Raw genomic sequence first — 12,121 nt, 5'->3', positions numbered from 1 at the left:
GGTGCCACGCTGACCTATCGATTAAGTGTCCTGGTCACACCCAAGGAGGTAAGACGACTTGTGAATGAGTCGACATTTACTCCCGGGGGTGGTCAACCAGGAATGCCCACGGCGGGCGTGAGCGCTCCGTCCGGCTTCGAGGCTGTCGGCTCCGTCGCTGTTCGCACCTCCGCCACCACCCAGCACATGACGACAGACCACCAGACGATGGACGGCCAACACGTGAACGCCACGGCCGGCAACGAGGGAAGCCGAGAGCCCACCCCATTGGCCGCATACGACGAAGTGCCCGAGGGCCGCTTCTACGACCCCGACGCCGAGTACGAGCCCGACCCCGAGTACGCGGCCACGCTCGCCCCCGACGCAGCGCGCCAGCGCAGGGAGCGCATCGGCCCCACCGGGCGGCCGCTGCCCTACTTCCCGATCCCGGGCCCGCTGACCGACCACGGCCCCGCGAAGATCATCGCGATGTGCAACCAGAAGGGCGGCGTCGGCAAGACCACGTCGACCATCAACCTGGGCGCCGCGCTCGCCGAGTACGGGCGGCGCGTGCTGCTCGTCGACTTCGACCCGCAGGGCGCGCTGTCGGTCGGCCTCGGCGTGAACCCGATGGAGCTCGACCTCACCGTCTACAACCTGCTCATGGAGCGGGGCATGGCGGCCGACGAGGTGCTGCTCAAGACGGCGGTGCCCAACATGGACCTGCTGCCGAGCAACATCGACCTGTCGGCGGCCGAGGTCCAGCTCGTCAGCGAGGTCGCCCGCGAGTCGACCCTGCAGCGCGCGCTCAAGCCGCTGATGCAGGACTACGACTACATCGTCATCGACTGCCAGCCGTCGCTCGGCCTGCTGACCGTGAACGCGCTCACCGCCGCGCACAAGGTCATCGTGCCGCTCGAGTGCGAGTTCTTCGCGCTGCGCGGTGTGGCGCTGCTCACCGAGACGATCGAGAAGGTGCAGGAGCGGCTCAACCCCGACCTGGAGCTCGACGGCATCCTCGCCACGATGTACGACTCACGCACGGTGCACAGCCGCGAGGTGCTCGCCCGCGTCGTCGAGGCGTTCGACGAGAACGTCTACCACACCGTGATCGGCCGCACGGTGCGCTTCCCGGAGACCACGGTCGCCGGCGAGCCGATCACGACGTACGCCTCCAACTCCGTCGGAGCGGCCGCCTATCGACAGCTCGCCAGGGAGGTGCTCGCCCGGTGTCACGCCGAGTGAGTCTGCCCGGCGCCGACGAACTGTTCCGTACGACCGGTGGCACGGCCTTGCAGGCCTCCTCGCCCGCGGACCGCCGCCGGAGCGCGAACGGCGAGGCACGGGTGCCCGCGCCGGCCGAGGCCGGCAGGACCGAGGGCGGCAAGGGGGGCGAGGGGGCCGCGGCGGCTTCCCCGGCGGCCACCCACGCCGAGGAAGAGCACTCCCCGGCCGCCGAGCCCGGCCCCGGTGACGCGGCCGCGGCGCGCTCCCGCACCGCGGAGGACGAGCAGCGGCCCGCGACCGCCGGGCAGCCGCGCAGGCCGCTCGCCGAGCAGCAGGGCGGCGGCCCCGCGGTACCGCAGCAGCCCGGGCCCGCGGCGTCCGCGCAGGGCGGTCAGCAGCGCCGCAAGGGACGCGGCGCGAACCGCAGGCCCAGCGGGCGCGAGCGGCACGACGAGAAGATCACCGTGTACGTCTCGGCCGAGGAGCTCATGGACCTCGAACACGCACGGCTTGTGCTGCGTGGCGAGCACGGCCTCGCGGTGGACCGCGGGCGTATCGTCCGTGAGGCGGTCGCCGTGGTCCTCGCGGACCTCGAATCGCGCGGCGACGCCAGCATTCTCGTACGGCGCCTGCGCGGCCGCTGACCAGCACGCCGCGGTCCGCGCCCCTGCCCTGGACCCAGATGCCGCCCACGAACCCCCCGCGCCGTCCCCTCGGCCAAGGCCCGGGCACGGCGCCCCGCCGCCCGTCGCCGCCGGCCCCGGCCGACGAGGCACCGGACGCCGCCCCCGCGGACGCGCCCGGCCCACCCCCCGGCGCCGCCCCCGACAGCGGCCCTGCGGCGGCGTTCACCCGTACCGGGTCCGCGCGCTCCGCGGCGGAGGAAGTGTCCCCTGTCCCGTTCACCCGTACCGGGTCCGCGCGCTCCGCGGCGGAGGAAGTGTCCCCTGTCCCGGAGCGGTTCACCGGACCGGTCAGCGCCCCTGCGGCGGACCCGCAGCACGCCGCCCGCGGCCGCGCGGACGCCGCTGGGCGGGCCGAGGACCCCCACGCGGCCCCGGCGCCGGACCCGGAGACGCCGGAAGGCGAGCCGTCCCCGGCCGTACCGGCCGCCGGAATTCCCGCCGAGCCGCAGGACGCCGCACTGGCCGCCCCGGCCGGGCGCCCCGGCGCCGCCCACGGCCGTGCGGACGCCAGTGGGACGCCCGAGAATCCGGACTCGGCGCCCGCGTCGGGCGCGGAGGCGCATGGGCGTGCGGACAGCGGGCCTGACGGCCCGTCGTCCGCCGCGGAGGCCGCGGACGACGGGCGGTTCACCGTACGGCTCGTCAACTTCGAGGGCCCCTTCGACCTGCTGCTCCAGCTCATCTCCAAGCACAAGCTGGACGTGACCGAGGTCGCGCTCTCCAAGGTCACCGACGAGTTCATGGCGCACATCCGGGCGATGGGCCCCGACTGGGACCTCGACCAGACCACCGAGTTCCTCGTCGTCGCCGCCACGCTCCTCGACCTCAAGGCCGCCCGCCTGCTGCCCGCCGCCGAGATCGAGGACGAGGCCGACCTCGCGCTCCTGGAGGCGCGCGACCTGCTCTTCGCGCGCCTGCTCCAGTACCGCGCGTACAAGGAGGTCGCCGCCGTCCTCTCGGCGCGGCTCGACACCGAGGCGCGGCGCTACCCCCGCACCGTCGGCCTGGAGCCCGGGCTCGCGGAACTGCTGCCCGACGTCGTCATCCGCATCGGCCCCGAGGGGTTCGCGCGGCTCGCCGTCAAGGCCATGCAGCCCAAGCCGGAGCCGCAGGTGTACATCGACCACATCCACGCGCCGCTCGTCTCGGTGCGGGAACAGGCCGAGGTCGTCGTCACGCTGCTGCGCGAGCGCGGGCACGCGACCTTCCAGGAGCTGACCGACGACACCGACGACACCCTCACCGTCGTGGCACGCTTCCTGGCGCTGCTTGAGCTCTACCGGGCCCGCGCCGTCGGCCTCGACCAGGAGCAGGCGCTCGGGCCGCTGGTCGTGCACTGGACGGGGGAGGCGAGCACGGGGGAGCTCAGGGTCGGCGAGTTCGACCTCGTGCCGCAACCGGACGGCGAAGCGGGACGTGACGGCCCCGAGGACGAACACGAACAGGAGGAGGCATCCGCGTGAGCGAGTCACAGGCAGTCGAGTCACAGGCAGTCGAGGAGTTGCCCCTCGGCCCGGCGCTCGAGGCCGTCCTCATGGTCGTGGACGAGCCCGCGACCGAGGAGCACCTCGCCAAGGTGCTCGGCAGGCCGCCGCGCGCGGTGGCGGACGCCCTGCGCGCACTCGCCGACGAGTACACCGCCGACGGCCGCGGCTTCGAGCTGCGGCTGGTCGCAGGCGGCTGGCGCTTCTACTCGCGCGCCGAGTACGCGCCCGCCGTCGAGGGCTTCGTCCTGGACGGCCAGCACGCCCGGCTGACCCAGGCGGCGCTGGAGACGCTGGCCGTCGTCGCCTACCGCCAGCCGGTCAGCCGCTCCCGCGTCTCGGCGGTACGCGGGGTGAACTGCGACGGCGTCATGCGCACGCTCCTCCAGCGCGGCCTGGTGGAGGAGGCGGGCGCGGAACCCGAAACAGGTGCGATCCTGTACAGGACGACGAATTACTTCCTGGAGCGCATGGGCCTGCGCGGCCTTGACGAGCTGCCCGAGCTCGCGCCCTTCCTCCCCGAGGCGGACGCGGTCGAGGCCGAGTCGCTGGAAGGCGTTCCGTCGTTCGATCCGGACGCCCCGGACACCCACGCAGACGACGAGACGACGACGGAACTTTGATGCGAAGCAGCGGCAGCGGCAGGAACGACCGGAACCCCCGGGGAGCCGGCGACCGGCAAGGCGACCGGCAAGGCGACAGGCAGTCCGACAGGCAGTCCGACAGGCAGGACCGGCGCCCCCGGCGTCCGCGCCCCGAGGAGCGGCGCTACGACGTCGGCGGCGCGCAGGGCGAGGGCGGCGGTCCCCGCAAGGGCCGCGGTGACGCGGCACGCGGCGGCGCCAAGGGCACCCCGAGGCCCGCGCGCGGCGACGCGAAGCGCGGGGCCGGGCGCCGTGGCGCCCCGGCACGCTCGCGCGAACTGGACGCGAAGATCGAGCAGCGCAACCGCGACCGGTACGCGGAGGCGCGCACGGCGAAGCCGCGCCCGGCCGGCGGCGAGCAGGACGGCGAGCGGCTGCAGAAGGTGCTCGCCAGGGCGGGCATGGGCTCGCGGCGGGCCTGCGAGGAGCTGATCGAGCAGGCGCGCGTCGAGGTGAACGGCGAGATCGTCCTCGAACAGGGCATGCGCGTCGACCCGGACCACGACGAGATCAAGGTCGACGGGCTGACGGTGGCGACGCAGTCGTACCTGTTCTTCGCGCTGAACAAGCCCGCGGGCGTCGTCTCCACCATGGAGGACCCGGACGGCAGGCAGTGCCTCGGCGACTACGTCACCAACCGCGAGACGCGCCTCTTCCACGTCGGCAGGCTGGACACCGAGACCGAGGGCGTCATCCTGCTCACCAACCACGGTGAGCTGGCGCACCGCCTCACCCACCCGCGCTACGGCGTGAAGAAGACGTACCTGGCCGCCATCCAGGGGCCCCTGCCGCGCGACATCGGCAAGCGGCTGAAGGACGGCATCCAGCTCGACGACGGCTACGCGCGCGCGGACCACTTCCGCGTCGTGGAGAACACCGGCAAGAACTACCTCGTCGAGGTGACCCTGCACGAGGGCCGCAAGCACATCGTGCGCCGCATGCTCTCGGAGGCGGGCTTCCCCGTCGACCGCCTGGTGCGCACGGCGTTCGGGCCGATCCCGCTGGGCGACCAGAAGTCAGGCTGGCTGCGGCGCCTGACGAACACCGAGGTCGGCATGTTGATGAACGAGGTCGGCCTGTAGGCCGCTTCTGACGCATGCCGCCCGGCCTCAGGGGCCGCCGTGCCCGCGTGCTCCCACGCGGGCACGGCGGCCCTGCTGGTGACGGCGGCCCGCCGGCCGTGAGCGGCCCGCCGGGACCGGCGGCGCGGCGGGGGCGGTCCACGCCCTGCGGGGGCGCGACGGCGCGCTGCCGCGCCGGGCCCCCGCAGCCGCCCGGCCGTCTGCCGTGGCGTCCCCCGGGCGTCCCCGCGTGAATCCCCTTGCCATGGGGGACCGTTCCTCTTTATAGTCAGGATGACTATAAAGAAGGCGGTCATGAGCGTCTCGGGCATACTCGCGCCCCTTCAGCACCCCCTGGTGACCGTGCTCGGCACCACCGTGAGCTGGACGGAGGTCCTCGGCTTCGGTAGCGGCGCGCTGTGCGTGTGGCTCGTCGCCCGCCAGCACCTCGCGAACTGGCCGGTCGGCATCGCCAACAACCTCTTCTACCTCCTGCTGTTCGCGCAGACCGGCCTGTATGCCGACGCCGGCCTCCAGATCGTCTTCATCGTCCTCGCCGCGTACGGCTGGTGGGTCTGGGCCCACGGGGGTGGCCCGGAATCCGCCGGCGCCCTGCCGGTGCGCCGCAGTACGCGCGCCGAATGGGCGCTGCTGTGCGCGGCGGGGACGGTGGGGACAGCGGCGCTCACCCTGCTGCTCGGCCGGTTCACCGACTCCACCGTCCCCTTCTGGGACGCGCTGACCACGGCGCTCTCGCTGGCCGCCACCTACGGCCAGTGCCGCAAGCTGCTCGAGTCCTGGTGGCTGTGGATCGCCGCCGACCTCGTCTACGTGCCGCTGTACGCGTACAAGGGCCTGTACCTCACCTCGCTGCTCTACGTGGGGTTCGTCGCCCTGTGCGTCACCGGGCTGCGCGGCTGGCACCGCGACCTCGCGGCCGCCGCCGTACACCGGCCCGGGCAGGGGGTGCCCGCGTGAGCCGCGCCCCGTACCCGCACGGCCTGGTCCTCGGCAAGTTCTACCCGCCGCACGCGGGCCACCACCACCTCGTGCGCACCGCGCGCGCCCGCTGCGCCCGGCTCACCGTGCTCGTGTGCGCAGCGTCCGTCGAATCGGTGCCCCTGGCCGACCGCGTCGCCTGGATGCGTGAGACGCACCCCGACGCCACCGTCGTCGGGGCCGTCGACGACGTGCCCATGGACGTGCACGACCCCGACGTCTGGGAAGCGCACATGGCCGTGTTCCGTGCCGCCGTGCCCGAACCCGTCGACGCCGTGTTCACGTCCGAGGCGTACGGGGGCGAGCTGGCCCGGCGCTTCGGCGCGGTGTCCGAGCAGGTCGACCCCGAGCGCCTGACCCACCCCGTCTCGGGCACGGCGGTACGCGCCGACCCCGCCGGCTGCTGGGACTTCCTCGCGCCGCCCGTACGCGCCGCGCTCGCCCGCCGAGTCGTGGTCGTCGGCGCCGAGTCCACCGGCACCACCACCCTCGCCCGCGACCTCGCCGCCCACTACCGGCGGCGCGGCGGGGTGTGGGCACGCACCCGGTGCGTACCCGAGTACGGGCGCGAGTTCAGCGAGCACAAGCTCGCCGCGCTGCGCTCCGTGCGGCCCGGCGCGCACTGGAGCGACGCAACCTTCACGAGCGACGAGTTCCCGCTGATCGCCGAGCGGCAGAACGCGGCCGAGGAAGCCGCGGCCCGCGACGGATCGCCGCTCCTCGTCTGCGACACGGACTCGTTCGCCACCACCGTGTGGCACGAGCGCTACCTCGGCACGCGCAACCCCGCGGTCGAGGCGGTGGCCGACCGCGTCACGCACCACCTGTGGCTGCTCACCGACCACCGCGGCGTGCCGTTCGAGGACGACGGACTGCGCGACGGCGCACACCTCGGACCGTGGATGACGGACCGCTTCCGCGCGGAACTCACCCGCACCGGACGTACGTTCCGCCTCGTGCACGGTTCCCGCACGGCGCGCCTCGCGGCCGCCGTCACCGCCGTCGACGAACTGCTCGGACGCGGCTGGGACTTCGCACCACCCTTGCCGGAGAAGCGTTGAACAAACCACCGCAGCACACGCCATCACCCCACTCGGGGCACGTCGCGCCCGAGGGCTACGACCCGGGCGCGTTCGAGCCGTTCGCCGTCACCGTCGACCTCGCCGTGTTCACGGTGCGCGACGCGCTCCTGCACGTCCTGCTCGTCCAGCGCGGCGAGGAGCCCTACCGGGGCCGCTGGGCGCTGCCCGGCGGGTTCCTGCATCCCCGCGAGTCCGCCGAGGCGGCCGCGCGGCGCGAGCTCGCCGAGGAGACCGGCCTCGATGGCGACGCCACGGGCGCGCCCCACCTCGAACAGCTGGCGACCTACAGCGACCCCGGCCGCGACCCGCGGATGCGTGTCGTCTCCGTCGCCTACGCGGCGCTCGTGCCCGACCTGCCGGAGCCGTCCGGCGGCGGCGACGCCGCACGCGCCGGCTGGACGCCACTCGCACGCGCCCGCGGCCTCGCCTTCGACCACGACCGCATCCTCGCCGACGCGCACGAACGCGTCGGCGCCAAGCTCGAGTACACCGGACTCGCCGCCGCATTCTGCCCGCCCGAGTTCACCCTCGGCGAGCTCCAGGAGGTGTACGAGACCGTCTGGGGCGTCACCCTCGACCGGCCCAACTTCCGCCGCAAGGTCCTCGCGACACCCGGGTTCGTCGCGCCCGCGCGAGGCGGCAGGCGCAGGACGGGCGGCCGCGGCAAACCCGCCGTCCTCTACCGGGCGGGCGACGCCGCCGCGCTCCACCCGCCTCTGCTGCGACCGGAAGGACCCACCCCGTGACACCGACAGGAACACCGCCAGGAACACCGACAGGACAGGCCGCGACGGGCGCGCTCACCGGGCTCGCGCTCGGCGACGCGCTCGGCTTCCCCACCGAGTTCAGCAGCGTCCCGGCGATCCTCGCCAAGTACGGCCCCTGGCGCGAGACGGAGCTGCCGGACCCCGCCGTCGTCACCGACGACACCCAGATGACGCTCGCGTTCGCCGGGGCGCTGCGCGCGAGTGCCGACGGCGGCACCCTCGACCCCGCGCGGCTCGCGAAGGAGACCGGCGACGCCTACGTCCGCTGGTACCGCGACCCCGAGAACAACCGCGCGCCCGGCAACACCTGCCTGTCCGCCTGCGCCGCACTCGAACGCCTCGACCGGCCGGGCGAACCGTGGCAGCGGGCCTCCCGCATGGAGTCCAAGGGCTGCGGCGCGAACATGCGCGTCGCGCCGATCGGCCTCGTGCCAGGACTGAGCCAGGAGCAGCGCGCGGGCGCCGCGCAACAGCAGTCCGCCCTCACCCACGGCCACCCCACGGCGCTCGCCGCCGGCGACCTCACCGCGCACGCCGTGCGCCTGCTCGCGGACGGCGCCGACCCGGCCGGCCTCGTCGGGCGGCTGCGCTCCTACGCGTGGGAGAACCGCACCCGCTACCACCACGCCTGGCTGGGCGGCCTGTGGGAACGCGCCGGCGACGCCACCCCGGGCGAGTTCATCGCCCGCGGCTGGGACGACTGCCTCGCCGCGCTCGACCGGCTGCGAAGCGCCCTGAGCACCCCCTCGCCCGAGACCGACCCCTGCCTCACCACGGGTGACGGCTGGATCGCGGAGGAAGCGCTGGCCACGGCGCTGCAGTGCTTCCTGCTCCTCCCCGGCGAACCCGTCACCGCCCTGCGCAGGGCGGCCTGCACCCGCGGCGACTCCGACTCCATCGCCTGCCTTGCCGGGGCCTTCGCGGGCGCCCACCTCGGACCGGGAGCCTGGCCGGCCGCCTGGACCGCGCGCATCGAGTACCGCGCCGAACTGCTGTCCTTCGGCGCGCTCTGGGACGCCTGAGCCGTCCGGTGGGTATCCGCCCGTCTCGCAGGGCGAGAGGCGATGTCCGGCGGGCGGTCACGGACACTACGCTGAAAGGGAGGCAGACGATCACTGAGGAGCACGTTGTGGCGGTACGAGCGGTTCGTGGAGCGGTGCAGCTTGAGCGGGACGAAGCCGGACACATGGCCGACCAGGTCAAACAGCTGCTCACGGCGATCCTCGACCGCAACGCCCTGACCGCGGACGACCTCATCTCCATCTGGTTCACCGCCACCCCCGACCTGCACAGCGACTTCCCCGCTGCCGCCGCGCGCGAGCTCGGCATCGTCGACGTGCCACTGATCTGCGCGCAGGAGCTCGACATCGCGGGCGCCATGCCCCGCGTCGTGCGCATCCTCGCCCACATCGAGTCCGACCGCTCCAAGGCCGGCCTCTCGCACGTCTACCTCGGCGCCGCCGCGAGCCTGCGCAAGGACATCGCGCAGTGAGGACCGCCCTCGTCATCGGGACGGGACTCATCGGCACCTCGGTCGGGCTCGCGCTCGCCGCCCGCGGTGTCGCCGTCCACCTCTCCGACCACGACCCGGGCACCGCACGCACGGCCGCCGCGCTCGGCGCCGGCACCGAGGAGCCGCCCGAAGGGCCCGTCGACCTCGCCGTCGTCGCCGTACCGCCCGCGCACGTCGCCACCACGGTCGCCGGCGCCGTCCGCGCGGGCCTCGCCCGCGCCTGCATCGACGTCGCCAGCGTCAAGAGCGGGCCGCGCCGCGAGCTCGAAACGCTCGGCGTCGACCTCGGCTCGTACCTCGGCACCCACCCGATGGCGGGCAAGGAGCGCTCCGGGCCGCTCGCCGCGACCGCCGATCTCTTCGAGGGACGCCCGTGGGTGCTGACGCCGGGCAGGGGCACCGACACCGAGGCGCTCAACCTCGCGCTGGAACTCGTCTCCCTGTGCCGCGCCGTCCCCGTCGTGATGGACGCCGAGGCGCACGACCGCGCCGTGGCGCTCGTCTCGCACACCCCTCAGCTCATGTCCTCCCTGGTCGCCGCGCGCCTGCGGGGCGCCGAGGAGTCCGCCGTGCGGCTGTGCGGGCAGGGCGTGCGCGACGTCACCAGGATCGCGGCCTCCGACCCCGGCATGTGGATCGACATCCTCACCGCGAACCCGGGCCCCGTCGCCGACGTGCTCGCCGACATCGCCGTCGACCTCGGCGAGGTCGTCCAGGCGCTGCGGGCGCTGGAGTCCAGCGACGACGACAAGCGCCAGGGCGGTGTACGCGCCGTCGAGGACCTGCTGCGCCGCGGCAACGCGGGCCGCAGCCGCGTGCCGGGCAAGCACGGCGCGGCGCCCGCCGCCTACGAGGTCGTCGCCGTGCTCGTCACCGACCGCCCCGGCGAGCTGGCGCGGATCTTCGCGGACGCGGGCGCGGCCGGCGTCAACGTCGAGGACGTCTCGATCGAGCACGCGACCGACCAGCAGGCGGGGCTCGTGCAGCTCATGGTCGAGCCGTCGGCCGCCCCGGTGCTCAGCGCCGCGCTCCGCGAACGCGGCTGGTCCATCCGGCAGTGACCCACCGGTGCGGGGGGCGCCCGCACGGCGGCGCGGCGGCACTGCGCCGAACGAGTGCATCGCACGCGCCGGGCACTCGGTAACCTCTACGGAGGAAGTCGATGCGCGGGACACGTGTGTGCCGCGGCGTCGCTGTACACAGCATGCGTACCCGCGCCACCCAGGAAGGTGCCCGCCCCCGTGGAAACCGCCGCAACTGCCGCCACCACCGCCCCCGCCGCCGGGCCGGCGGTGATCGTCGCCATCGACGGCCCCTCGGGCACCGGCAAGTCGAGCACGTCCAAGGCCGTCGCGGTCAGACTCGGCATGAGCTTCCTCGACACCGGCGCCCAGTACCGTGCCATGACCTGGTGGATGATCAGCAACGGCATCGACGTGGCGGACGCCGCGGCCGTCGCCACGGCCGCGCACAAGCCCGTCATCGTCTCGGGCACCGACCCGGCGGCCCCCGCCATCACCGTGGACGGCACGGACGCGTCCGGGCCGATCCGCACCCCCGAGGTCACCGCGAAGGTCAGCGCCGTCAGCGCCGTGCCCGAGGTGCGTGCGGTCATCACGCGGCTGCAGCGCTCGATCGCCGCGGCCGCGCCCCACGGCATCGTCGCCGAGGGCCGCGACATCGGCACGACGGTGCTGCCCGACGCGGACGTCAAGGTGTTCCTCACCGCGTCGGCCGAGGCGCGCGCCGCCCGCCGCAGCGGCGAGCTCGGGTCCACCGCCACCGCGGACGTCGCCGCCACCAGGGAAGCGCTGATCAAGCGGGACGCGGCCGACTCCGGCCGCAAGACCTCACCGCTCGCGAAGGCCGGCGACGCGACCGAGATCGACACCACGGACCTCACGCTGGCCCAGGTCATCGACCGCATCGTCGCCCTCGTCGAGGAGAAACGAGCCGCGAAGTGAGCACATCAGGCACCTCGCGCAAGGGGCAGAACAACGCGTCGGAGCGCGGCGCGGCCTTCGGCCGGGGCCTCGGCATCGGGCTGATCAACACCCTGTGGAACGCTCGCGTGCTCGGCTCCTGGCGCGTCCCGGCTCAGGGCCCCGTCATCCTCGCCGTCAACCACTCGCACAACGTCGACGGGCCCCTGCTCATGGGGCTCGCACCGCGGCCGGTGCACTTCCTCATAAAGAAGGAGGCGTTCGCCGGCCCGCTCGGCACGTTCCTGCGCTCCATAGGCCAGCTGAGCGTCGACCGCGAGGCCGTCGACCGCTCGGCCGTCACGGACGCGCTCGGCGTACTCGCCGACGGCAAGGTGCTGGGGATATTCCCCGAGGGCACCAGGGCAGGGGGCGGCGACTTCGGTGCGCTGCGCGCGGGACTCACGTACTTCGCGGTACGGTCCGGGGCGCCGGTCGTGCCCGTCGCCGTGCTGGGAAGCGCGGAGCGGCCCGGACGGTTGATACGGGAGCTGCCCGCGCTGCGCAGCCGTGTCGACATCGTCTTCGGCGACCCCTTCGAGGTGCCGTCGGGGCGGCGCACGCGCGCGGCGCTCGACGACGCCACCGTGCGGGTGCAGGAGCGGCTCACCAGCCACCTGAAGACCGCCCGGCAGCTCACCGGCCGGTAAGGGCGCCGGGGCACGCGCCGCGCACCCGGCGCGGCCGCACACACTTC

At 74.1% G+C, this 12,121-nt stretch carries 13 protein-coding genes; all 13 read left to right on the top strand.

The window, feature by feature from the left end:
• Positions 1–102 precede the first annotated feature (102 nt).
• The 13 genes from IH48_RS0123195 to IH48_RS0123135 all read left to right on the top strand — a co-directional run bounded on the left by IH48_RS0123195 (position 103) and on the right by IH48_RS0123135 (position 12,074).
• The gene (locus tag IH48_RS0123195) at positions 103–1,224 is read left to right on the top strand and encodes a ParA family protein (protein WP_030907902.1); all 1,122 of its coding nucleotides are present in this window, start codon (positions 103–105) and stop codon (positions 1,222–1,224) included.
• Positions 1,209–1,850, top strand: a complete 642-nt coding sequence (locus IH48_RS0123190) for a hypothetical protein (RefSeq protein ID WP_199809988.1) — start codon at positions 1,209–1,211, stop codon at positions 1,848–1,850. The genes IH48_RS0123195 and IH48_RS0123190 overlap by 16 nt, the downstream gene beginning before the upstream one ends.
• A 296-nt stretch (positions 1,851–2,146) precedes the next feature.
• A complete protein-coding gene (locus IH48_RS0123185; protein ID WP_420705528.1) occupies positions 2,147–3,355 on the top strand; it encodes a segregation/condensation protein A in 1,209 nt (402 codons plus the stop codon).
• The gene (gene scpB, locus IH48_RS0123180; protein WP_030907892.1) at positions 3,352–3,999 is read left to right on the top strand and encodes an SMC-Scp complex subunit ScpB; all 648 of its coding nucleotides are present in this window, start codon (positions 3,352–3,354) and stop codon (positions 3,997–3,999) included. Before IH48_RS0123185 ends, scpB begins: the two co-directional genes overlap by 4 nt.
• Positions 3,999–5,102, top strand: a complete 1,104-nt coding sequence (locus tag IH48_RS0123175) for a pseudouridine synthase (protein ID WP_030907889.1) — start codon at positions 3,999–4,001, stop codon at positions 5,100–5,102. Before scpB ends, IH48_RS0123175 begins: the two co-directional genes overlap by 1 nt.
• A 294-nt stretch (positions 5,103–5,396) precedes the next feature.
• Positions 5,397–6,059 carry a nicotinamide riboside transporter PnuC gene (gene pnuC / locus IH48_RS0123170; RefSeq protein ID WP_030907886.1) on the top strand — a complete coding sequence of 221 codons (663 nt, stop codon included), beginning with the start codon at positions 5,397–5,399 and terminating at the stop codon, positions 6,057–6,059.
• Positions 6,056–7,141 (top strand): AAA family ATPase, encoded by a 1,086-nt coding sequence (locus tag IH48_RS0123165; RefSeq protein WP_030907883.1) that lies wholly within the window; start codon positions 6,056–6,058, stop codon positions 7,139–7,141. The genes pnuC and IH48_RS0123165 overlap by 4 nt, the downstream gene beginning before the upstream one ends.
• Complete coding sequence (locus IH48_RS0123160; protein ID WP_037842964.1) at positions 7,138–7,908, top strand: NUDIX hydrolase; 771 nt, start codon at positions 7,138–7,140, stop codon at positions 7,906–7,908. Before IH48_RS0123165 ends, IH48_RS0123160 begins: the two co-directional genes overlap by 4 nt.
• Positions 7,905–8,951 (top strand): ADP-ribosylglycohydrolase family protein, encoded by a 1,047-nt coding sequence (locus IH48_RS0123155; RefSeq protein WP_030907877.1) that lies wholly within the window; start codon positions 7,905–7,907, stop codon positions 8,949–8,951. The genes IH48_RS0123160 and IH48_RS0123155 overlap by 4 nt, the downstream gene beginning before the upstream one ends.
• Before the next feature lie 107 nt (positions 8,952–9,058).
• Positions 9,059–9,421, top strand: a complete 363-nt coding sequence (aroH, locus tag IH48_RS0123150) for a chorismate mutase (protein WP_030907874.1) — start codon at positions 9,059–9,061, stop codon at positions 9,419–9,421.
• Positions 9,418–10,503, top strand: a complete 1,086-nt coding sequence (locus IH48_RS0123145) for a prephenate dehydrogenase (RefSeq protein WP_030907872.1) — start codon at positions 9,418–9,420, stop codon at positions 10,501–10,503. The genes aroH and IH48_RS0123145 overlap by 4 nt, the downstream gene beginning before the upstream one ends.
• 168 nt (positions 10,504–10,671) lie before the next feature.
• A complete protein-coding gene (gene cmk, locus IH48_RS0123140) occupies positions 10,672–11,406 on the top strand; it encodes a (d)CMP kinase (RefSeq protein WP_037842962.1) in 735 nt (244 codons plus the stop codon).
• Complete coding sequence (locus IH48_RS0123135) at positions 11,403–12,074, top strand: lysophospholipid acyltransferase family protein (RefSeq protein WP_030907867.1); 672 nt, start codon at positions 11,403–11,405, stop codon at positions 12,072–12,074. Before cmk ends, IH48_RS0123135 begins: the two co-directional genes overlap by 4 nt.
• The last annotated feature ends 47 nt before the right edge of the window (positions 12,075–12,121 follow it).

Source organism: Streptomyces sp. NRRL F-5126 (assembly GCF_000721265.1).
Lineage (GTDB): Bacteria > Actinomycetota > Actinomycetes > Streptomycetales > Streptomycetaceae > Streptomyces.
This window is presented reverse-complemented; position numbering and strand designations above follow the sequence as displayed.